This window comes from Pseudomonas sp. LBUM1653 (assembly GCF_059716115.1).
This window is the reverse complement of sequence record NZ_CP166803.1, coordinates 1118446-1140990: the sequence shown is the minus strand read 5'-3', so window position 1 is coordinate 1140990 and position 22545 is coordinate 1118446. Positions and strand designations below refer to the sequence as shown.

Sequence of the window (22545 nt, the reverse complement as noted above, 5' to 3'; positions counted from 1 at the left end):
AAACTTAGATCGCTTTGAGCGTGCCTTTTGGCAGCGTGGCGGCGATGGCGCCTTTCTGGAACTTCATTTCGACGGTGTCGGAAACTTCCAGAACCACGAAATCGTCGGCCACTTTGGTGATCTTGCCGGCGATGCCGCCGGTGGTCACGACTTCGTCGCCTTTCTGCAGGCTGCTCAGCAGGTTCTTCTGCTCTTTGGCGCGCTTGGCCTGTGGACGCCAGATCATCAGGTAGAAGATGACCAGGAAGCCGACCAGGAAAATCCACTCAAAGCCGCCACCCATTGGGCCTGCCGCAGGTGCAGCAGCGTCGGCCATGGCATTAGAGATAAAAAAGCTCATTTAGCACTCCAGTTGCAAATGTTGAATCTTGGGGTCAGAAAACTCAGTCCAAAGGCGGAACGGGTAGCCCGCGTTTGGCGTAGAAGGCATCGACAAAGGCGGCCAATGTACCCTGTTGAATAGCCTCGCGCAAACCAGCCATAAGCACTTGATAATGACGCAAGTTATGGATGGTATTGAGCATGCTTCCCAGCATTTCGCCGCACTTGTCCAGGTGATGCAGGTAAGCGCGGGAGAAGTTCTGGCAGGTATAGCAATCGCAGGTCGGATCCAGCGGCGAATCATCATGGCGATGGAACGCGTTACGGATCTTGATCACGCCAGTATCAATGAACAGATGCCCATTGCGGGCATTACGGGTTGGCATCACGCAATCGAACATGTCCACACCGCGGCGCACACCCTCCACCAGATCTTCCGGCTTGCCAACGCCCATAAGGTAACGAGGTTTGTCAGCCGGCATTTGGGCTGGCAGATAATCCAGCACCTTGATCATTTCATGCTTGGGCTCGCCCACCGACAGACCGCCAATGGCCAGGCCGTCGAAACCGATCTTGTCGAGGCCTTCCAGGGAGCGCATGCGCAAATCCTGGTGCATCCCGCCCTGGACGATGCCGAACAGCGCCGCCGTGTTGTCGGCATGGGCATTTTTCGAGCGCTGGGCCCAACGCAACGACAACTCCATGGACACACGGGCGACGTCTTCGTCGGCCGGGTACGGCGTGCATTCGTCGAAAATCATCACGATGTCGGAGCCCAGGTCACGCTGGACCTGCATCGACTCTTCCGGGCCCATGAACACCTTGGCGCCGTCGACCGGAGAAGCGAAGGTCACGCCCTCCTCCTTGATCTTGCGCATGGCGCCCAGGCTGAACACCTGGAAACCACCGGAGTCGGTCAAGATCGGGCCTTTCCACTGCATGAAATCGTGCAGGTCGCCGTGTTTCTTGATCACTTCCGTGCCAGGGCGCAGCCACAGGTGGAAGGTGTTGCCCAGAATGATTTCAGCGCCAGTCGCCTCGATATCCCGCGGCAGCATGCCCTTGACCGTGCCGTAGGTGCCCACCGGCATGAAAGCCGGGGTCTCGACGGTGCCACGCGGGAAGGTCAGGCGACCACGGCGAGCCTTGCCGTCAGTAGCAAGTAACTCAAACGACATACGACATTGGCGACTCATTCTTTGTCCTCAGGGCCACGTGGTGCGGGGTTACGGGTGATAAACATCGCATCACCGTAGCTGAAAAAGCGGTATTCGTTATCGACGGCGGCCTTGTAGGCAGCCATGGTCTCGGGATAACCAGCGAACGCCGAAACCAGCATCAACAGCGTGGATTCCGGCAAATGGAAGTTGGTGACCAGGGCATCGACCACATGAAACGGCCGGCCCGGATAGATGAAAATGTCGGTATCGCCGCTGAACGGCTTGAGCACGCCATCGCGGGCAGCGCTTTCCAGGGAGCGCACACTGGTGGTCCCCACCGCCACCACACGACCGCCGCGCGCACGACAGGCGGCAACCGCATCCACCACGTCCTGGCCGACTTCCAGCCATTCGCTGTGCATGTGGTGGTCTTCGATCTTCTCGACCCGCACCGGCTGGAAGGTGCCAGCGCCCACGTGCAAGGTCACGAACGCGGTCTCGACGCCCTTGGCGGCAATCGCCTCCATCAGCGGCTGATCGAAATGCAGCCCCGCCGTCGGCGCCGCCACCGCGCCCAAACGCTCGGCGTAGACGGTCTGATAACGCTCGCGGTCCGCGCCTTCGTCCGGGCGGTCTATATAAGGAGGCAGCGGCATGTGCCCGACACGGTCAAGCAGCGGCAACACCTCTTCGGCGAACCCCAGCTCGAACAACGCATCATGACGCGCCAGCATCTCAGCCTCGCCACCGCCGTCGATCAAAATTTTCGAACCAGGCTTGGGCGACTTGCTGGAGCGCACATGGGCCAGCACGCGATGACTGTCCAGCACCCGCTCCACCAGGATTTCCAGCTTGCCGCCGGAAGCCTTCTGGCCAAACAGCCGTGCCGGAATCACCCGGGTATTGTTGAACACCATCAAATCGCCGGGGCGCAAATGCTCCAGCAAATCAGTGAATTGACGGTGTGCCAGGGCGCCGCTGACCCCATCCAGGGTCAACAGGCGACTACCGCGACGCTCGGCCAAAGGGTGGCGGGCGATCAGCGAATCAGGGAGCTCGAAAGTAAAGTCAGCAACGCGCATGATGGGGTTCGTCTAGCAGGGCCGGGAAGTCTAGCGGAAATATCAAAAATTCTCCATGTACCTGATTGACCGACGGTTATCTCATCTCTATACTCCGCGGCCATTGCCCTGATGGCGGAATTGGTAGACGCGGCGGATTCAAAATCCGTTTTCGAAAGGAGTGGGAGTTCGAGTCTCCCTCGGGGCACCAAAATTAAGAAAGGTCTTGCTTAGCAAGGCCTTTTTTTTCGCCTATAGGAAAGTTATCCACCGTGCCGCTCTGTAGGAGCTGCCGAAGGCTGCGATCTTTTGACCTTGCTTCTCTCTTTTACCCTTCACCCCGCCTGACCCTTTCACAAGGACCCCTCATGGAATCGCAACTGGAAACCGTCGCCCTCTTCTCCCTCAAGCTGGCTTATGAGACGGAAGGTTCAAGCCCGATTTTGCGTGACGATTTGGTCATGGGTGATTACCAGCGGGATGTGTTTGAGTTGCTGGTGCGGCGGGGGGATGTTGAGGGGATTCAGGTGAAGGTGGATGAGTGTGTGGGGTTGGCGTTGGAGGCTGTTGGGGGTGTGGATAAGCCGTTGGGGCGGGAGTTGGGGAGGTTGGTGGGGGAATTTGGCAGTATTCAGATGATGGAGCAGCTTGATGTTCCGCTCATTGCGCTTATGGATTATCTGAAAGATATTCAATGAATGAAGGCGGGCGACAAAAAAAGAGAACACCAGGATACCAAACCAATGCTAGTCGCCACGTCCAATCCAATATTTAGTATGCTCCATTTTTCGCACCCCTCTCCTCATTTTTGTTGCCCTCCAAGAGCGTTAGCCAAGTCCGCTTCCGGCCAGTAGAAAACGCTCCTGCGCAAATTAACTCGACTCAATAGTCCACTTCCTTTTTATATATTTTGAAGTAAATTCAATCTCAGGAAACATTGATCTAGAGTTAATATTCAAGGCATCAAGCTGAATGATTATATCTTTTTTGCATTCAGCCGGGATAATAATTTTTTTGTGTTGCAGCCCCGCGGACCGCTCAAGCGAACGGTACTGCAAGAGCCCAGCTGCTATAAAAGCACCTGACTGAGCAATTACCCGCTTATTATTTTTAGATGGATACACAAAATAATATCTGAATAAATCTAATGGATTAATCACATCTAGAAAATAGGGCTTCTCTACCCGAACAAACTGCATAAGCCTCTTGACTTCAGGCATCGAACGAAAAGTTTTTTTATTAGGCCCACTCCAGTCGGCCAACCTTGAGCCAACTTCATTATACTTAACCGATATTTTCCTTCTTTCGATATCAGACAGTCTCGACAGATTGCAAATGATACTGATAGTGTCACTATCTGCAAATTTCTCCCGATTTCTTTGAAAATCAAAAATTTGCACTACGCCATCTTTCTGCTGATGCTCTTCCTCGTCGCAAGCAAAATATAATCCTACAAGCGGATTTAGCGTAACATCGAGAAGTCGCGTGGGTAAGCTGTAATGCTGTGCTCGTACCAGCTTATCAAACATACTTTTGTCTGCTCCAAACTCATTTGGCGCCTCTAGCAAAAGCTCACTTAATATCTGATTTTCAGCATCAGACTTTAACTCTCTCATGACAGACGGTTTAACCTTCCACGCACTGTCAGATTGACCACGATAACAACGTGGACCGGTAGGCTCACCGGCAAGACCATAAATTATAGTAAGGTAAGAAATTAGGTCTCGCGCCTCATATTCCCTATGCATTTTAGTCGACCTAGCGATTCGTTCCATTATAAAATCTTAATATTTAATTATTAATAGATAGAGTAAACAAACTAATATTTACCCCAAAAACTGGACTGGAACAATAGCCGAATTTTAGCTCATATTCTGTTATGGAATCACCTTCGATTCGCAGGGGAGTCAAGGATGATAGCTTTTTGGTCGTTTTTTGGCGCTCACCTTCGGAAGCTATGAGTTGTGAATTCGCGGTTAGCCACTGTCGGCTGTTATCGACCCAGAGCTGATTTTGCCAACCTCAACCACTCCATACCGACAGTAGTTGAATGCAGAACCTTCATTGACCCACCCTGGATTTTCTCTGGAACAATTTCGCTTACGAACTGCTCCGCTGCAATCCCCCATGAATTTGGCATACGGAGGTTACCCGTACCATTTTGCCTTGAGTGCACCGAAACTGCCCCATTTCGACTCCTTCTGCTGATTGAAAACTAGCCTAGATGCTTCACTGCTCTTGCTCAACATTTGATCATAAGCAAAAAAATTGATCACATGGAAATTTCGACAAGATTGTGCTTTCAATTAGCCACCAGATAGGCGTGGTCAAGCTCACCATTCACCCCGATCTGCTAGGTTTCGATTTTAATGTCTTCAGTGCCGACGCCCCTTTGGTAAGGGATTGTCCCCTATGGCCTTTACAGATACAGCACAGAACGTGGTATCCATCGGCAGCTCCAGTACAGGAAACGTACGTAGCGACTGCATTAGTTTTGGCTGGTATCACGCGACACAACAGGCATCTGCTCTTCCAATCCTCAGCGGATCTGATCAACTTGCTGGAGCGCGAAAAGCACAACGATGAGACGGGCAGGATTGCCTAAGGACTGTTAAGGACAGATCTTGTGATCCTCGATGAACTTGGCAATCACCCTAAAACCAACCTGTCCTGAGTCTATTTTCAATCTGCACAGGCAGTGTGCGTCACAGGCGAAGCGGGGAACATGACCTGGCGCGACTTGATGGCACGCGGCCATGTGCTACAGTCGCGAGGAAAATAATAGACCCAAGGAACACGGCAACGGCCGTCCTGAGGGACCAACACTCAAGCGAACCGCGCAGGTCCGAAGCTGGAAGCCGCGCCGTAGCCGTCAGGAAAACTCAGGAAATTGCACGGAGGCGAAAGCATGCATGAGATTATCTGTCCGCATTGTGCAAAGGCGTTCAAAATTGATGAGGCTGGATACGCAGATATCCTCAAACAGGTTAGAGATACCGATTTCGAGAAGCAGTTACATGACCGACTTGAACTGGCTGAACAAGAAAAGCGAAACGCCGTTGAGCTAGCGATAGCCAAGGCCGCTAGCGAAATGCAGAAGTCAGCGACGACCAAGGATGCAGAAATTCAAGAACTGCGGTCCAGGATTGATACTGAAGAGGTTACGCGAAAACTCGCCGTCAGTGAGGCACTAAGTGCCGTAGAGAAAGAGCGTGACACGCTTACTTACGAGCTTGAGCAGGCACGCCGCGAACAAGAGTCCCACTCAAGGTTGGCTGAAGCGAAGTTTCTAAATGAAATGCAGAAAACCTCAGCGACCAAAGACTCTGAAATTCAAGAATTGAAATCCAAGCTTGATTCCATTGAAGTCGGCAAAAAGCTCGCGATTACGGAGGCTATTAGTTCGGTCGAGAAAGAGCGAGACAAGCTGCAAAGCGGACTTGAAAAAGCCGAACTAGAAAAACAGCTTGCAGAAAAATCGCTCAGGGACAAGTACGAAACGCAGATCAAAGATCGTGATGACACTATCGAACGTCTCCGAGATATGAAAGTTCGCTTATCGACAAAAATGATCGGTGAATCCCTCGAGCAGCATTGCGAAACAGAGTTCAACCGTATTCGAGCCACAGCCTTTCCTAGGGCATACTTCGAAAAAGACAATGATGCCCGGACCGGAAGTAAAGGGGACTACATATTTCGCGATTTGGACGAGACGGGAACAGAGATCGTTTCCATTATGTTCGAAATGAAGAATGAGAATGACCGAACCGCAACTAAAAACAAGAATGAAGATTTCCTTAAAGAGCTTGACAAAGATCGCATTGAGAAAGGGTGTGAGTACGCGGTACTGGTTTCCCTTCTAGAGCCTGAAAGTGAGTTATACAACACAGGAATCGTTGATGTGTTTCACCGCTTCCCAAAAATGTACATCGTCAGACCTCAATTCTTCATTCCAATCATAACGCTGTTGCGAAATGCAGCAATGAATTCACTAAAATACAAATCTGAGCTTGCGCTTATGAAAGCGCAAAACATAGACATCACAAATTTCGAATCTGAGCTTGAGACATTTAAGACAGCATTCGCAAAAAACTATGACTTGGCCTCAAAGCGATTTCAAACGGCGATTAGTGAAATTGATAAGTCAATCGACCACCTACAAAAGACGAAGGAGGCATTACTAGGTACCGACCGAAACCTTCGTCTAGCGAACGATAAAGCGCAGGATGTTACGATAAAAAAACTTAACCGTGGCAACCCAACCATGGCTGCGAAATTTTCCGATCTCAAAAGCGACGCGGCAAGCCCGGGAAAGTAAAATTTCTGCAATCTCCCCGGGATCGTCGAATTAATAAATTAGGTAAATAAAATGGAAAATACCTCGCACAACCCCGACCAGCACATGTTTGGATTTCGCCAGCTTGCTACAAATGGAAGAAAGAGGATAGGACTACTGATCGGTGCAGGGGCGCCTGTTAGCATTGACGTAGGTGGGGCAGGAAGCTGGAAACCGTTGATACCAAATATCGCCGGCCTTGAGAAAATTGTGTTAGACGAACTCTCGGAAAGTCAACGGGGAGTCTACAGTCAAATAAAATCTTCATTTTCTGACTCAAACCTTGAGAAGGTTCTGTCACGCGTCAGAATGCTTGCAGAAGTAATTGGTAACGGCAAGCTGTTTGATTTTATGGAGAAAGACTTTTCCGATTTATCCGAAGCCATATGCAACTCAATTCGAGAAGTGGTTGCACAAGACTTACCATTGGGCGCAAACCCATACTCCGAACTCGTATCGTGGATTAACGGTATCAATAGGAAGTATGCGGTGGAAATCTTTACCACGAATTACGATCTTTTAATGGAAAATGCCTTGGAGCGGGCCCGAACACCTTACTTTGATGGGTTCAGCGGCTCCAAGAGTGCTTTTTTTGATCCCTCAAGCATTTCAAAAAATGATCTTCCGCCGCGCTGGGTACGGCTTTGGAAGCTTCATGGCTCCATTGGCTGGGAGTCAAATGCTAATGGAGAGGTTGTACGCGTACCGAATTCTAAAAGTGCCAATATGGTTTATCCATCGCACATCAAGTACGATCAAACACAAGCAGCCCCCTACTCGTCTCTCTTTGATCGCTTGAAGAACTTCATCCTTGAGCCTGACACATTAATTTTAAGCGCCGGATTTTCTTTCGCTGACGCCCATATTTCATCGCGGCTGCTTGAGTGCCTAATGGCTAACCCCACCGCCGCATTATTTGCTTTTCAGTTTAATGGTCTGGCAGATGAAAAGGCCGCGAAGGAATTGGCGCTAAAGTGCCCAGGTATAAGTGTTTTTTGTAGCGATGGTGCTGTGATTAATGGAGTGGAAGCAAAGTGGAAAATCGGCACCCCTCCAACCAAAAACTGGCATGAGATTCGAGCAGAATACTATAAAGATGGTAAGTTCTTGCTTGGTGACTTCCTACGGTTAGCTCGTTTTCTGGCGACTGCTGGTAGCGATATATCTCAAGATGCAGTTCCTCCCGTACCCCAGAATGAGCAAGAGGAGTTGGTATGACAACCATCCAGCCAACGTTTCTTGGACTTGTAAGCGCCGTATCTAGCTCTTCGGTGGCCGTTGAACTCGCTGCCTCAGTGGAGTCTGGAATTGTTGTTCTGGAAGGACGCAATTATCGGATCGGTCAAGTTGGAAGCTTCGTGAAAATTCCGTTAGGGTATAACCACCTCTACGGAGTTATTTCCGAATCTAGTGAAAGCTCAACTGTCGACGCCGATTCCAAAATGTCTTCCGCGAGAAAATGGATCAAAGTGGAGCTAGTTGGAGAATCCATCGGCGGAAATTTTGATCGAGGCATAAGCGAGTACCCAAGCATAGGCGACCATGTTCATTTTGTCGTCGAAAGCGACCTGAAATTAATTTTCAAAAAACACTTAAATAGTCATTTCCCAGTGGGGCGCCTATCTAGTTCGGAAGGAATTGAAATAAGCTTGGATCTGGATAAGCTTGTCGCTCGCCATTCTGCAATTTTGGGGTCTACCGGATCCGGGAAGTCTACCAGCACGGCAAGCATTCTTCGGTCAATGGTGATCAAGCCAGATGGATCTCCCTTACCATCTGCGAGAGTTTTGCTGATAGATATTCACGGTGAATATGGTCCAGCACTTAGAGATGTCGCCAAGACCTTTTCAATCATGCCCTCAGGCGAAAACCAGCTGTACATACCATTTTGGTGCATCTCGCCCGATAAGCTTATTGATTTTCTTTGCAACAACCCAAACGATTCTCAACGTTCACTTTTCATGGATAAAACCGTTGATGAAAAAAAACTTGGCATAGTTGAGAATCATATACCAAATATAGACGCGGATAAAATCACAAGTAATACACCGCTTCCTTATAGATTAAAGAAAATATGGTACGACCTTTGCCATGAGGACGGTGTTAATTACAGTGATGCTGCCATGACTAAGCCAGCATACTCCCCTGGCGGGGAGGGGGATTTTGATGATCTGACGGCCCCTAAATTTCTCCCTCCTGGGGCTGGCTCATCATTACCGAAGAAGGGTGGAACAGGGGCAATGAAGAGGCAGCTTGATTTGATGAAGTCAAGGCTGCTCGATACGCAATACTCGTTCTTGCTGGAGCCAGGCGATTGGAACCCTGACAAAGAGGGCAAGATCAATAAAGATTTAGACGGACTTCTGGAGGATTGGTTAGGGCATGATAAGCCAATAACGATATTTGATTTGTCTGGTATGCCCTCGTCACGGTTGACTCTTCTTTTGGGGGCAGTACTCGACATTATCTTTGAGTCGGCCATTTGGGGTCGAAATGTCACCGAGGGTATGCGTGAGCGTCCTCTTCTTATAGTCCTTGAAGAAGCTCACCGTTATCTTGGAAAGTCAGAGATTGGGCACGCAAAAGAAATGGTTCAGAGGATCGCCAAGGAAGGTCGCAAGTTTGGAGTCGGCGCCATGATTGTTAGCCAGCGTCCATCCGAGATAGATGAAACTATTTTATCTCAATGCGGGACGATTATATCGTTACGTATAAATAATTCAACGGATCGTGGAATAGTTAAAGCAGCTATGTCCGACGGTTTGGCCGGTATCGTTGACTCACTACCCATCCTTAGAACTGGAGAGGCCATTATAGTGGGGGAAGCAGCGCAACTCCCTACACGGTGCAGATTCAATGTTTTGCCAGATGGTAAATTCCCTAATAGCGGAGATCCTAAAATTGGCGAAAAATGGAGTTCTGCGCGCAGCAATGAAGACTATTCCAAGCTCGTAAGGGCCTGGAGAAACCAAGATAGCGCCCAATAGGAGAAACTCATGGAACGTGTGCCTGTTAGCTCTTCAAATATCGCCTCTGTTGGACATAACGAGTCATCGCAGACTCTCGAAGTGGAGTTCTTGAGCGGTGCATTGTACGAATATTACGACGTTCCTGAATATGTGTACCAAGAGTTGATAAGTGCATCCTCGGCGGGGAGTTATTTCGCCCAGCAGGTTAAAAATGTGTATAGCTTCGCTCGTGTTGGATAGAGCGCTTGAGTAGTTTTTTTGCTAAAATTTCGTGAGTCACGTTTTGTTCAGAGGAGGTTCGCGTCGCAATGCGAACGTCCTCGATGAAAAATAGCTCTCGATCAGTGATTTACGATTTGACTTAGCAAGATTGCGCGCCAGACTTCTACCTAGTCAAAAAAATCGATGCTTAGGGGGTATAGTATCGACGCAGAAAAAGTGGCCCTAAGCAGGCACTAACTATATACGTATAGCGGACAATTAGGAATATGACACCCTAATACGTAGCGCCCCTTATCCTTTAACTCAATGAAATAAGTTGATCCACCATGCATACCACAGAAAATTGCAAAAATTCAAAGATGGAACAAAAATTAACTGAATGGGGAAGCAGGTTGAACATGGCTCAAACAGGGCACTACATTGTCTCCGAGCGCTATTTACAACTTAATCTACTGTTTTCAGTGCCGCTTGTCTTCCTTTCAGTTGTAGTAGGTTCTTTTCTATTTTTTCAATCAGGACCGGAGGAAACCACCTCGGTACTTTTGAAAGGTGCGGCAATAGCAGTAGCAGTTCTATCACCACTCCAAACGTTGATACGCCCATCAGAGAAAGCAGAAATGCATAGAGTCAAAGCATCTAGGTATGGCTGCCTTAAAAGAAAAATTGAGTTTTTTTCTTTAAATGATAATCGGGAGTCAGAATGGGCATCCTTCAGTAAAGAAATCATGTATGAGTGGAATAGTGTTGCAGAAGACTCTCCATTAACACCAAACTCAGCTAGAAAAAAAATAAAGAAACTTTCTGAATACAACTGAAGAACGCAAACCATTAAAAACTTGTTGACGTTGATGCGACTTTAACCCAAGTCGCCGATTTTGGCGGATCTATGCGCAACATCTGAATACCCGTACTAAGGAATCGTTCCCTTAGTATCAGAAGAGTCCGACAACTTCCGGCAACTTGGTTAAAATCGCTACAACCTCAACAGCCTCAGAAGATACTTGCCAAGCCCTATAATCTAATATTTTCTCTGTCATATCGCACGAAGGGCTGAATGGTTGATTGGGCACTTCAAGCCTAAACCCTGCAGACGTTTTCTAACCTCGTACAACTCAGCATCTGTAGCTTCCGGATGAACGCGCACTTCTTTAATAATTGAATTCAAAGAGTACACAAAGATATAGCCGTGATCTTTTTTCCTTAAAACCTTGTGACTTTGTTCTTTTCCTCTCCTCGACATGCACGAAGTTATTTCGTTACTCAAGTGCGACAATATACCGCCAATACGAACCTCCGTGCGTGCTTCGAAACCCGTAAGCACTGAATACTTTACAAGATCAAAAACAATGCGAAACTCCTTTTCCTTTTGAAATTTACTATTTTTAATGCGTAAAGGCTCATGATTTGCATGAGGCTTAAGCTCATCGCTGTAAATCACATCATAATATGAAGTTGCCTGCTCCAACGGTTCAGGAAGTGCATCAGAGAGCGCCCAGTCATCACTAAAAATGACGACACCCCCCCTACCAAATTCTTTCCACATATCCATTGACTCTTCAGAATCAAGATACCAGCAACTTAAGAAACTATTTTCTCTATTAATTTTCTGCAGATTTAATTGACTTCTATCAAGACCATCTAGAAGCGCAGAATCAATGCCTGTAACTGCATTGGCAATATGACCAGATAAAAAAGTATGATCATAAACACCTTCATTTTCATCTGACTGATCTGATGCCGCACTTAAAAATATGCCATTATCTGAAATCAACCACTCTAGTTTCTGACCGTCAAGGTATCGCATAACCGTTTTGCGCATGTTAACTCCATAAATCTTACTGAAATCGCTCGCATTTTTTGTTGATGCTTTTTTTGACAGCATAAGCTGATATGCATTTGATCGTACCTTATGCAGCCTGCGTACTGCCATCACCTGGACTAACTCATTCAAGCGCTGTATCAGTCGAGAACAAGCGACGCATTGTTAATGACTCGTGCAGGGGAGGTCAGATGATTCTCAAACTTACTTTTAATAGTCGACTTTTCTCGCTCTGAGCGGCTGCCTCTGGCCGATAGCGGTCTTTCAATTTAACAACCGACGCCCCAAACCAAACAGACGCAAAGCTTAGCGTCCAAATTAGCCAACCCCTCGGCTTAGTAACACTTTTACTTTGGCATCGAACAATACATGAATCTATACAACCCGTAACGAACATAACAGGGACAGAAAATACTTTTCGACTCGGATGGCTACGAGCGGGTCCTAGAAGGTTGCAGGAAAAGCAACTGGACGATACCCTCCCACCGTCGCTGCAAATTCAGCGACCGGGTGTGGTAACCCGAGTTATTCAAGGCGCTACAGCGCCCCCAATCACGTCATCAGGCGCTTTTTCTATGCCTGCGGCGTGAGTTATGGCGGCTGTGCGTGGGACGCCCTCGGGCGTGCCGGTTTCCTTGATACCCGGTTTACCACCCTGCGCACAGCTGTCACCCATTCGTGTGGTAACGAACGTGGCAGCTCCTCGTATCAAGGAGTTGGATAATGTGCAGTATCAATCCGTTTGAAATTTGGCTTTTCTCTCTATGCGATTCCCAATCGCGTAACGCCCTCCCCCATTGCCTCTCCATCCTCGGAGGTGGCCAATGACCGAACAATCTGAGCTCAAAACCATCGGCTTAACCCCCGCCATCTACTGTTCCGATCAACCACTGTTCCACGTCACTCGCGGCGTTCCGCTCAGTGATGCGTTGTCGATGGCTTCTGATTTTCTGTTTCTGGCCAAGACGCTGACTGAAGATGCTGCCTATGCGAGAGATACCGACCGGCATGCCTGGGCTGCGCATTATTTGACGTCGATGAGTAAGGCGTTGGTGGATGATGCGGTGAAGGTGTTTACTCGGGATCGGGCTTATGCGCCGGTATCCGAGCGGGCGGGGGCAAAGGCTGAAGGTTAGTGGTTGAGGCCTGTGGGTGTTGGTGGCTTGTGATGGTGGTGGCTGATTCAGCATTTGTGTTGGTTGGGCTGGCGCTATCGCGGGCAAGCCCGCTCCCACAGGGGGTTGCGGTGAGCTGATGGGCATTGTTTGGCCACGGTGTGTGAGTGGGTTTGGGGTGCAGTTTCAGCATTGGTGGTGGTTGGGCTGGCACTATCGCCAGCAGGCTGGCTCCCACAGGGGTTTTGTGTGGTGGCTGGGATTTGGGATTGGCCTCGAGCTTTTTCGGGGCTTTTTAGTATTCGGGTCGGGGAATGGCTTTTGGGTTACGGCTGAATGGATCAGCGCATCTGCTCCGTAGAATTGCCTACGGTTCTGATGCTTTTTCCCACCTGTAATGCTTGTTATACATCAGCCATCGACAAGCCCTTCGGGCATTAGGCCGGTGAGTAAACGCCCCGCGCGGCACTCATCTAGACTTAATGGATAGTCGTAGGCAGAACCGAGCACGTCGCTTTGGTGCAGTTCGATCAATAGCGGCGTGGCAAGCTGCCCTTTATGCCCAGTAGAGGTGCGGCGAAGACCGTGCCGGGCACAACAAGATGCCCGCTCAGGGTGCCCTGGCCAACGGCCTGAAATTGCCACGATTCCGTGACGTGGTGTGAGTGCCGCAGCCGACACTTTCGGACGACCGACGACCTTCTGGTTTGTCCGTGACCGTGAGGATTGCTGAATGCCTGATGAGAGTTTGCACCTGTCTGTGGTCAATACCCTGCTGCAGCGCCATAAGGGCTCTGCGGGTGCGCTGTTGCCCATTCTTCATGATATTCAGGAACGCATCGGCTATATCCCCGATGCGGCCGTCCCCGAGATTGCTCATGCCCTCAATCTGAGTCAGGCGGAGGTTCGTGGGGTGATCAGTTTTTACCATGATTTCCGTACCTCGCCGCCGGCGCGGCATATCCTGCGGCTGTGCCGAGCTGAGTCGTGCAAGAGTCGCGGCGCCGAGCAGCTTGCCGCGCAGTTGCGTGAGCGGTTGCAATTGGACGATCACGGCAGTAGTGCCGACGGCAGCATCAGTTTGCGTCCGGTGTATTGCCTCGGGGCCTGTGCCTGTTCGCCTGCCCTGGAACTGGATGGCCGGGTGCATGCGCGGCTTAGTGCTGAGCGTCTGGATGCCTTGCTCGATGCTTGCCGGGAGGACGCGTGATGCCGACTCTTTATCTGCCCTGTGACTCCCTTGCCCGTGCCGTGGGAGCCGATGAGGTCTCCACGGCGCTGATCACTCAGGCCAAGGAACGCAATCTGCCGCTGGAGCTACAACGCACCAGCTCGCGCGGGTTGTATTGGCTGGAACCGCTATTGGAATTGGACACTCCGCAAGGCCGTATCGGTTTCGGTCCGCTGACCGCTTCCGATGTGCCGTCCGTGCTCGAAGCGCTGGGCGATCCATCCGCGCACCCACTGGCCCTGGGCCTGGTGGAAGAGCTGCCTTATCTCAAATCTCAACAACGCCTGCTGTTCGCCCGCGCCGGTATTACCCGGCCGTTGTCGCTGGACGATTACCGCGCTCACGGCGGTTTCGAAGGCCTAACAAGGGCCGTCGCCATTGGCGGCGAGCAGACCGCGACCGCAGTGTTCGATTCAGGCCTGCGTGGCCGTGGTGGCGCGGCCTTCCCCGCCGGGATCAAATGGCGCACGGTGCGCGCCACTCAGGCGGCGCAGAAATACGTTGTGTGCAACGCCGACGAAGGCGACTCCGGCACCTTCGCCGACCGCATGCTGATGGAAGGCGACCCCTTCCTGTTGATCGAAGGCATGGCCATTGCCGGCATTACCGTCGGCGCCACCTTCGGCTACATCTATGTACGTTCGGAATACCCCGACGCCGTGGCCACCCTGCGCCAGGCGCTGAACATCGCCCGGGCTGCCGGTTACCTCGGCGCCAATGTCGGCGGCAGCGGCCAGGCCTTCGATATGGAAGTTCGCGTCGGTTCCGGTGCCTATATCTGTGGTGAGGAAACCGCGCTGCTGGACTCGCTGGAAGGCAAGCGCGGGATCGTCCGCGCCAAGCCGCCTATCCCAGCGCTGCAAGGCTTGTTCGGCCAGCCAACCCTGGTGCACAACGTGCTGACCCTGGCCTCGGTGCCGCTGATTCTGGCCAAGGGCGCGCAGTTCTATCGCGATTACGGCATGGGCCGCTCCCTGGGCACCATGCCCTTCCAACTGGCGGGCAATATTCGTCACGGTGGCCTTGTGGAACGGGCCTTTGGCCTGACCCTACGCGAACTCGTGGAAGACTACGGCGGCGGTACCGCCAGTGGCCGGCCGCTGAAGGCCGCGCAGGTCGGCGGCCCCCTCGGCGCCTGGGTGCCGCCGTCGCAATTCGACACGCCGCTGGATTACGAGGCCTTTGCCACCATCGGCGCGATGCTCGGTCACGGTGGTGTGGTGGTGGCTGACGACAGCCTGGACATGGCCCATATGGCGCGCTTCGCCATGCAGTTCTGCGCCGAGGAATCCTGTGGCAAATGCACCCCTTGCCGCATCGGCTCGACCCGGGGCGTGGAGGTGATTGACCGGCTGCTGGCCGCGCCTGACCAGAGCGGTCGCGATGAGCAGGTGATCATCCTCAAGGACCTGTGCGACACCCTGCAATACGGTTCGCTGTGCGCGTTGGGCGGCATGGTCTCTTTTCCCGTAGCTAGCGCCCTCAAGCACTTCCCCGCTGACTTCGGTCTGCAAGCCTCGGAGGCCGAGCAATGATCACTGTATTCGATCCGAAAACCGATATCGATCTGGGCACGCCGGCCCGCGAGAGCCAGGTGCAGGTCACCCTGAACATCGATGGCCGCAGCATCAGCGTGCCCGAAGGTACTTCGGTGATGCGCGCCGCTGCACTGCTGGGCACCACCATTCCGAAACTCTGTGCCACCGACAGCCTGGAAGCCTTCGGCTCCTGCCGCATGTGCCTGGTGGAGATCGACGGCATGCGCGGCTACCCCGCGTCCTGCACCACGCCTGTCACTGAAGGCATGAGCGTGCACACCCAGACGCCGAAGCTCGCGACCCTGCGCCGTAATGTCATGGAGCTGTACATCTCCGATCACCCGCTGGACTGCCTGACCTGCTCGGCCAACGGCAACTGCGAGCTACAAACCGTCGCCGGTCAGGTCGGCCTGCGGGAAGTGCGTTACGGCTATGAAGGTGACAACCATCTGGCCGATGTGAAGGACACGTCCAACCCCTATTTCGACTACGACCCGAGTAAGTGCATCGTCTGCAACCGCTGCGTGCGCGCCTGCGAAGAAACCCAGGGCACCTTTGCCCTGACCATTACCGGGCGCGGTTTCGAATCCCGCGTGGCCGCTGCAGGTGGGGATAACTTCCTCGACTCGGAATGCGTGTCCTGTGGCGCCTGTGTGCAGGCCTGCCCCACCGCGACGCTGATGGAAAAAAGCGTGGTCGAACTGGGTCAGCCGGAACGCAGCGTGATCACCACCTGTGCCTATTGCGGCGTAGGTTGCTCGTTCCGTGCCGAGATGAAAGGCGACCAGTTGGTGCGCATGGTTCCGGACAAGAACGGCCAGGCCAACCACGGCCACTCCTGCGTCAAAGGGCGCTTTGCCTGGGGCTACGCCACCCACCCGGATCGCATCACCAAGCCGATGATCCGCCAGCACATCAACGACCCGTGGCAGGAAGTCAGCTGGGATGAAGCGGTGACCTACGCGGCCAGCGAATTCCGCCGGCTCCAGCAAAAATATGGCCGCGACTCCATTGGTGGCATCACCTCCAGCCGCTGCACCAACGAAGAAACCTACCTGGTGCAAAAACTGGTGCGCGCTGCCTTCGGCAACAACAACGTCGACACCTGCGCGCGGGTCTGCCACTCGCCGACCGGCTATGGTCTGAAACAAACCCTGGGCGAGTCCGCCGGCACCCAGAGTTTCGACTCGGTGATGCAGGCCGATGTGATCCTGGTGATGGGTGCCAACCCCAGCGACGCCCACCCGGTGTTCGCTTCCCAGCTCAAACGTCGCCTGCGTGAAGGCGCGCGGCTGATCGTTATCGATCCACGGCGCATTGATCTGGTGGACTCGGTGCACGCCCGCGCCGAGTATCACTTGGCTCTGCGCCCGGGCACCAACGTCGCCATGCTCAACGCCCTTGCCCACGTGATCGTCACCGAAGGCCTGCTCAACCAAGCCTTTATCGACGCCCGTTGCGAGGGCAGCGATTTCGCCAACTGGAGCGAGTTCGTCAGCCGCGCGGAAAACTCGCCGGAAGTGCTTGGCGCCATCTGCGGTGTGCCCGCTGCCGACATCCGCGCCGCCGCTCGCTTGTACGCCACTGGCGGCAACGCTGCGATCTATTACGGCCTGGGCGTCACCGAGCACAGCCAGGGCAGCACCGCGGTCATGGGCATCGCCAACCTGGCCATGGCCACTGGCAACATCGGCCGTGAAGGCGTGGGCGTGAACCCGCTGCGGGGGCAGAACAACGTTCAGGGTTCCTGTGACATGGGTTCCTTCCCCCACGAGTTGCCCGGCTATCGGCACATCTCCAACGAGGTGGTGCGGGCGCAGTTCGAACAGGCGTGGAACGTCACTCTGCAACCTGACCCGGGCCTGCGTATCCCGAATATGTTCGAGGCCGCCCTGGGCGGCAGTTTCAAGGGCTTGTATTGCCAGGGCGAAGACATCGCCCAGAGCGATCCCAATACCCAGCACGTCACCGCTGCGCTGTCGGCCATGGAGTGCGTGGTGGTGCAGGACATTTTCCTCAACGAAACCGCCAAGTTCGCCCACGTGTTACTGCCGGGCAGCTCGTTCCTGGAAAAAGACGGCACCTTCACCAACGCCGAGCGACGCATCTCTCGGGTGCGCAAGGTCATGGACCCTCTGGGCGGCAAGGCCGACTGGGAAGGCACGGTGGCCCTGGCCAACGCCCTGGGTTACCCGATGAACTACAAGCATCCATCAGAAATCATGGATGAAATCGCCAGCCTGACGCCGACCTTCACCAACGTCAGCTATGCCGAACTGGAACGCCACGGCAGCCTGCAATGGCCGTGCAACGCCGCGGCCCCGGACGGCACGCCGACCATGCACATCGAGGAGTTCGTGCGCGGCAAGGGGCGTTTCATGCTCACCGGCTACGTGCCCACCGAGGAGAAGGTCAACAGTCGTTATCCGCTGCTGCTGACCACCGGGCGCATCCTCAGTCAGTACAACGTCGGCGCCCAGACCCGGCGTACAGAGAACGTCGCCTGGCACGACGAGGACCGTCTGGAAATCCACCCGACCGATGCCGAGAGCCGGGGTATCAACGAAGGTGACTGGGTCGGCATCGGCAGCCGCGCCGGGCAGACGGTACTGCGTGCGCGGGTCACCGAACGGGTCGCCCCGGGGGTGGTGTACACCACCTTCCACTTCCCGGAATCGGGGGCTAACGTCATTACCACCGACAACTCCGACTGGGCCACCAACTGTCCGGAGTACAAGGTCACGGCCGTGGAAGTCAGCCGCGTGTACCACCCTTCCGAGTGGCAAAAACGCTTCCAGGAATTTAGCGACGAACAGCACCGTTTGCTCAAGGATCGCCGTCAGGCCCGTGGCGATAAAGCGGAGGTGCGCCGATGAGTACTGAGAACCTGATCAAGATGGCCAACCAGATCGGCCAGTACTTTGCCAGCCAACCGGACCAGGAGCAGGCGGTGCTCGGCGTGCGTAATCATCTGCAGATGTACTGGGCGCCGAGCATGCGCAAGGAATTGTTGGCTTGGCAGACTGCGCATCAGGGGGCGGATTTGCACCCGCTGGTGCAGGCGGCGGTGAGTGGGGCGGGTTGGTAGCGACTGAAAAAACGCCAATCCTGTAGGAGCCGGCTTGCTGGCGATCGCGGACGTACAGTCGACACAGATGTCGCCTGACGAACCGCCATCGCCAGCAAGCCGGCTCCTACAGGATGAGTTCCGCTTTATTTTTGCGGCGTTCCCGATTCTGCTCACAGCAAATGCTGAGAAATCAGTTTCGAAATTTCCACCATCGACGTCCTGCCGGTGAATTCGAACTTCACCCTCCCCAACGACGAAAAATAAATCTCCAGCTCGGAATCAAGATCAAACGTCCCCGAGGTTTCCACCGAATACGCCACTATGTTTTTGTACGGCAACGAGGTGAAGTCTTTCTTGCTGCCGGTGATGCCCTGGACGTTGACGGCGATGATGCGTTTGTTGGTGAACACCACGCCGTCGCGCATGGATTTGTAGGAATCAATGACTTCTTCGCCGTCCAGCAACAAGGCGGTGACGCGTTCGGCGTATTCGTCGTTTTGCTTGAGCTTGAAGAATCCCTTGTTGTTGAAGTCGATCATTGGTCTCTCCCTGATTGTCAAAACACGCATCTAAGCACGACTTCATGCCATTGGGCCTGCCTTACTTTTCTCCACCGGCTATCCGTACCGCACTCTCGATCGCCCGCACGCTGATCGCCGCAAAGATCGCCGTGAGCAGCACGCCGTTGAACCCCAGCAATATCGCGAGTACCCGCGACATCGCCAGTTTCGGCACGAGTTCGCCATAGCCGATGGTCAACCCGGTCACGAAGCCGAAGTAGATGCCGTCAAAAGGGTCCCAGTCTTCCAGGTAGCTGATGATCAGCCCGAACGTGACGATGACGATGAGCATGGTGGAAAGGATCGGCCAGACAATTCGAAGGTAGTAGCCGACGGCTTTGTAGAACTCTCGACGGATGTGCGAGGTATGAGCGGGCTTCATGTCATGGGTGTCCTGGGGGCGGCAGGCGGATTGGCGGATCATTTCGTGACAGACGCAGTGGCAGCTTCACTTTAGCCTGTGTCGCCGTCAGCTGCGTTATCATCCCCCGCCTCTGTGCCTCCAAGAGTTTTTATCCCGGATGTCCCAAACGCTGCCATTACCCGACGACCCTCAATCACTGCCACCGGTCCTGGCCGGCCCGCTGTTGCGGCGCCTGGAACCCACGCGGCTGGTGCTGTGGCTGGTGGGTTCGCGGCCGCTGGAGCTGACGCTGCGATTGCAGGGCGTGGGCGATATTCGCCTCGATGCCGGGCAATGCACGGTGATTGCGGTGGGTACTCATGCTTTTGTGCACCTGATCGATGTAGCGCTGGACGTTGCCCTGCCCTGCGATGAGTTGATCGAGTACGACCTGCTGATCGATGACGGGACCGGCATCGCCACCTGGGCGCCGCATCTGTTGTACGGCGATGCAGCTGCACCGAACTTCGTCCTGCGCGCTCGCATCGAGCAGTTGCTGCACGGCTCCTGCCGCAAGCCCCATCACCCGGCGACCGACGGACTGTTGTGCGTCGATGAGCTGTTGGCGCAAGACCACCCGGCCACGGACCGTCCGGCGCTGCTGATGATGAGCGGCGATCAGGTCTACGCCGACGATGTCGCCGGGCCGACCCTGCGCGCGATCCATGCCTTGATCGAACGGCTGGGGTTGTTCGGTGAGCATCTGGAGGGCGCCGTGGTCAGCGACAGCGCCGCGCTTTATGGGCACGCCGCCTGTTACTACCACCGCGCGGATTTGCTACCGGCGCTGCAAAGCAACGAAACCCTGCGCGAGCGTTTTTTCGGCGGCGCGCGCAAGCCGATTTTCACCAGCAGCAGTGCTGACAATCACCTGGTGACCTTCGCCGAAGTCATGGCCATGTACCTGCTGGTCTGGTCGCCGACACCCTGGGCCTTGATCACGCCAAAACCGCCGAAACTGATCAAGGAACGGCGCGAGCGTTATGCCCTGGAACAGACGCGCATCGACGCGTTCAAGGCCGGTCTGGACAGGGTCGCGCGAGCGTTGGCACACGTGCCGACGCTGATGATATTCGACGACCACGACATTACCGACGACTGGAATCTTTCTGCGCAATGGGAGGAAACGGCCTACGGCCATCCATTTTCCCGGCGCATCATCGGCAATGCGCTGCTGGCCTACATGCTATGCCAGGGCTGGGGCAACAATCCGGATGCGTTCGGCGCCGTGCTGGAAAAAACCCGTTCGCTCAGCGCCACCGGCGACGATTGCTACCTCGACAGCGATGTCCAGGACGACCTGATCAATGAGCTGCTGCGCTTCCAGCACTGGCATTACGTGCTGCCCACCACGCCGGCCATGGTGGTGCTCGACACCCGTACCCGGCGCTGGCGCAGCGAGATGACCCTCAAGCAACCCTCGGGCCTGCTGGACTGGGAAGCCCTCAGCGAACTGCAGCAGGAACTGCTGGATCACCCTTCGGCGATCATCGTGTCACCGGCGCCGATCTTCGGCGTCAAGCTGATCGAAACCGTACAACGGGTGTTCAGCTGGCTGGGTTATCCACTGCTGGTGGACGCCGAGAACTGGATGGCCCATCGCGGCGCGGCCCAGGTGATCCTGAACATTTTCCGCCACTCGCGCACGCCGGGTAACTACGTGGTGCTGTCCGGCGATGTGCATTACTCCTTCGTCTACGAAGTGCTGATCCGCCACCGCAAGGCCGGCCCGCGCATCTGGCAGATCACCAGCAGCGGGATCAAGAACGAGTTCCCGCCGGCCCTGCTGGAGTGGTTCGACCGCCTCAATCGCTGGCTGTATTCACCGCGCTCGCCGTTGAACTGGCTGACCAAGCGCCGGCGCATGCGCATCGTGCCGCATGTTCCGGAGCATGCTGAAGCGGGTGAACGGCTGTGGAATTCGGCGGGGATCGGCCAGGTGTACTTCAATGAACAAGGGCAGCCACGGGATATTTTTCAGCACAACTCCGATGGCTCGCCGAAGACGCGGATGGTGGCGCCTGAAGATGAAGACTGAAAGGCTGGAACAATAACCTGTGGGAGCGAGCCTGCTCGCGAAGGCTGCTTAACATTCAGCATTTATGCTGACTGATACACCGCTTTCGCGAGCAGGCTCGCTCCCACAGTTTGATCGGTGTCGCTCATGGACCTTACCCGAACCCTGATCATCGGTAACTCTGGCTCCGGCAAGAGCTGGCTGGCGCAACGACTGGCTGAGCGATTGCAGGTGCCCTGGACCGATCTCGACCGCATTCACTGGCTATCCGACGAACACAGTATCGCCCGCCCCCGCGCCGAAGCATTGGCCATGGCGCGGGTCGCGGCCGAGCAAGATTGCTGGGTGATCGAAGGCGTGTATGGCTGGATCGCCAGTGAACTCCTGCCCCGCACGACTGCGCTGATCTGGTTGAACGTTGCCGACGAGGTTTGCGTCGCCAATATTCGCCAGCGTGAAGTCAACGACGACGAACGCCTGATCGCCCTGCTGGAGTGGGCGGGTAGCTATCGCAAGCGCGATGGGTCCAACGGATATACAGCCCATCAGCAGTTGATCGAAAGGTTTACCGGTTGCAGAATTCAACTGATGGACCGGACTGAAATCACGGACTTCGCCAGCGCCGATTGATTTATCTTCACAGTGCTTTATCAGATAAGGACTACAGCGTTCTCGGAAACGTCCCGAGGAGGTTTCGACGATACTCAGAAGAAACGTTGATGC

The 22545-nt window shown here is 54.1% G+C and carries 20 protein-coding genes and 1 tRNA gene; 14 read left to right on the top strand and 7 right to left on the bottom strand.

Annotation, left to right across the window (positions count from 1 at the left end; all coding sequences use genetic code 11):
* Positions 1-4: 4 nt before the first annotated feature.
* The 3 genes from yajC to queA are packed head-to-tail and all read right to left on the bottom strand — an operon-like array spanning position 5 to position 2563.
* The gene (gene yajC, locus ACA054_RS05090) at positions 5-340 is read right to left on the bottom strand and encodes a preprotein translocase subunit YajC (RefSeq protein ID WP_007982729.1); all 336 of its coding nucleotides are present in this window, start codon (positions 338-340) and stop codon (positions 5-7) included.
* Positions 341-383: 43 nt separating this feature from the next.
* On the bottom strand, positions 384-1499 hold the full coding sequence (gene tgt, locus ACA054_RS05085) for a tRNA guanosine(34) transglycosylase Tgt (protein ID WP_497690245.1): 1116 nt from the start codon (positions 1497-1499) through the stop codon (positions 384-386).
* 14 nt (positions 1500-1513) lie between these two features.
* Positions 1514-2563 (bottom strand): tRNA preQ1(34) S-adenosylmethionine ribosyltransferase-isomerase QueA, encoded by a 1050-nt coding sequence (gene queA / locus ACA054_RS05080; RefSeq protein WP_497688461.1) that lies wholly within the window; start codon positions 2561-2563, stop codon positions 1514-1516.
* A 105-nt stretch (positions 2564-2668) separates the two neighbouring features.
* On the opposite strand from queA, the gene ACA054_RS05075 reads away from it, so the two are divergent.
* Positions 2669-2753: transfer RNA gene (locus tag ACA054_RS05075), tRNA-Leu, on the top strand.
* Between the two features lie 157 nt (positions 2754-2910).
* Positions 2911-3240 (top strand): hypothetical protein, encoded by a 330-nt coding sequence (locus ACA054_RS05070; protein ID WP_497688460.1) that lies wholly within the window; start codon positions 2911-2913, stop codon positions 3238-3240.
* Between the two features lie 174 nt (positions 3241-3414).
* Here the strand turns inward: ACA054_RS05070 and ACA054_RS05065 are convergent, their stop codons facing one another.
* Entirely contained in the window at positions 3415-4317 is a 903-nt protein-coding gene (locus ACA054_RS05065) for an FRG domain-containing protein (RefSeq protein ID WP_497688459.1), read from the bottom strand.
* A gap of 1133 nt (positions 4318-5450) precedes the next feature.
* On the opposite strand from ACA054_RS05065, the gene ACA054_RS05060 reads away from it, so the two are divergent.
* From ACA054_RS05060 to ACA054_RS05040, 5 genes are all read left to right on the top strand, one after another.
* Positions 5451-6860, top strand: coding sequence for a DUF2130 domain-containing protein (locus ACA054_RS05060; protein WP_497688458.1), 1410 nt, complete (start codon positions 5451-5453; stop codon positions 6858-6860).
* A 51-nt stretch (positions 6861-6911) separates the two neighbouring features.
* Positions 6912-8096 carry an SIR2 family protein gene (locus ACA054_RS05055; RefSeq protein ID WP_497688457.1) on the top strand — a complete coding sequence of 395 codons (1185 nt, stop codon included), beginning with the start codon at positions 6912-6914 and terminating at the stop codon, positions 8094-8096.
* Positions 8093-9865: an ATP-binding protein gene (locus tag ACA054_RS05050; protein WP_497688456.1), complete on the top strand. Its 1773-nt coding sequence runs from the start codon at positions 8093-8095 to the stop codon at positions 9863-9865. Before ACA054_RS05055 ends, ACA054_RS05050 begins: the two co-directional genes overlap by 4 nt.
* A 9-nt stretch (positions 9866-9874) precedes the next feature.
* Complete coding sequence (locus tag ACA054_RS05045) at positions 9875-10087, top strand: KTSC domain-containing protein (protein WP_497688455.1); 213 nt, start codon at positions 9875-9877, stop codon at positions 10085-10087.
* A 308-nt stretch (positions 10088-10395) separates the two neighbouring features.
* A complete protein-coding gene (locus tag ACA054_RS05040) occupies positions 10396-10884 on the top strand; it encodes an SLATT domain-containing protein (RefSeq protein WP_497688454.1) in 489 nt (162 codons plus the stop codon).
* 218 nt (positions 10885-11102) lie between these two features.
* Here the strand turns inward: ACA054_RS05040 and ACA054_RS05035 are convergent, their stop codons facing one another.
* Positions 11103-11888: a hypothetical protein gene (locus ACA054_RS05035; protein WP_497688453.1), complete on the bottom strand. Its 786-nt coding sequence runs from the start codon at positions 11886-11888 to the stop codon at positions 11103-11105.
* 824 nt (positions 11889-12712) lie between these two features.
* Between ACA054_RS05035 and ACA054_RS05030 the strand changes: the two genes are divergently transcribed.
* The 5 genes from ACA054_RS05030 to ACA054_RS05010 all read left to right on the top strand — a co-directional run bounded on the left by ACA054_RS05030 (position 12713) and on the right by ACA054_RS05010 (position 18860).
* Positions 12713-13024, top strand: coding sequence for a DUF3077 domain-containing protein (locus ACA054_RS05030; protein ID WP_497688452.1), 312 nt, complete (start codon positions 12713-12715; stop codon positions 13022-13024).
* A 712-nt stretch (positions 13025-13736) separates the two neighbouring features.
* Positions 13737-14213, top strand: coding sequence for a formate dehydrogenase subunit gamma (locus ACA054_RS05025; protein ID WP_497688451.1), 477 nt, complete (start codon positions 13737-13739; stop codon positions 14211-14213).
* A complete protein-coding gene (locus ACA054_RS05020; RefSeq protein ID WP_497688450.1) occupies positions 14213-15769 on the top strand; it encodes a formate dehydrogenase beta subunit in 1557 nt (518 codons plus the stop codon). The genes ACA054_RS05025 and ACA054_RS05020 overlap by 1 nt, the downstream gene beginning before the upstream one ends.
* Positions 15766-18648 carry a formate dehydrogenase subunit alpha gene (gene fdhF / locus ACA054_RS05015; protein ID WP_497688449.1) on the top strand — a complete coding sequence of 961 codons (2883 nt, stop codon included), beginning with the start codon at positions 15766-15768 and terminating at the stop codon, positions 18646-18648. The genes ACA054_RS05020 and fdhF overlap by 4 nt, the downstream gene beginning before the upstream one ends.
* Entirely contained in the window at positions 18645-18860 is a 216-nt protein-coding gene (locus ACA054_RS05010; protein ID WP_497688448.1) for a formate dehydrogenase subunit delta, read from the top strand. The genes fdhF and ACA054_RS05010 overlap by 4 nt, the downstream gene beginning before the upstream one ends.
* A gap of 152 nt (positions 18861-19012) precedes the next feature.
* Here ACA054_RS05010 and ACA054_RS05005 read toward each other — a convergent pair whose 3' ends face one another.
* Together ACA054_RS05005 and ACA054_RS05000 are read right to left on the bottom strand one after the other, a co-directional pair.
* Positions 19013-19381: a PH domain-containing protein gene (locus ACA054_RS05005; RefSeq protein ID WP_497688447.1), complete on the bottom strand. Its 369-nt coding sequence runs from the start codon at positions 19379-19381 to the stop codon at positions 19013-19015.
* Between the two features lie 61 nt (positions 19382-19442).
* The gene (locus ACA054_RS05000) at positions 19443-19784 is read right to left on the bottom strand and encodes a potassium channel family protein (RefSeq protein WP_497688446.1); all 342 of its coding nucleotides are present in this window, start codon (positions 19782-19784) and stop codon (positions 19443-19445) included.
* A 139-nt stretch (positions 19785-19923) separates the two neighbouring features.
* Between ACA054_RS05000 and ACA054_RS04995 the strand changes: the two genes are divergently transcribed.
* Together ACA054_RS04995 and ACA054_RS04990 are read left to right on the top strand one after the other, a co-directional pair.
* A complete protein-coding gene (locus ACA054_RS04995; RefSeq protein ID WP_497688445.1) occupies positions 19924-21843 on the top strand; it encodes an alkaline phosphatase D family protein in 1920 nt (639 codons plus the stop codon).
* Between the two features lie 126 nt (positions 21844-21969).
* Positions 21970-22452, top strand: a complete 483-nt coding sequence (locus ACA054_RS04990) for a P-loop NTPase family protein (protein ID WP_497688444.1) — start codon at positions 21970-21972, stop codon at positions 22450-22452.
* Positions 22453-22545: the final 93 nt, after the last annotated feature.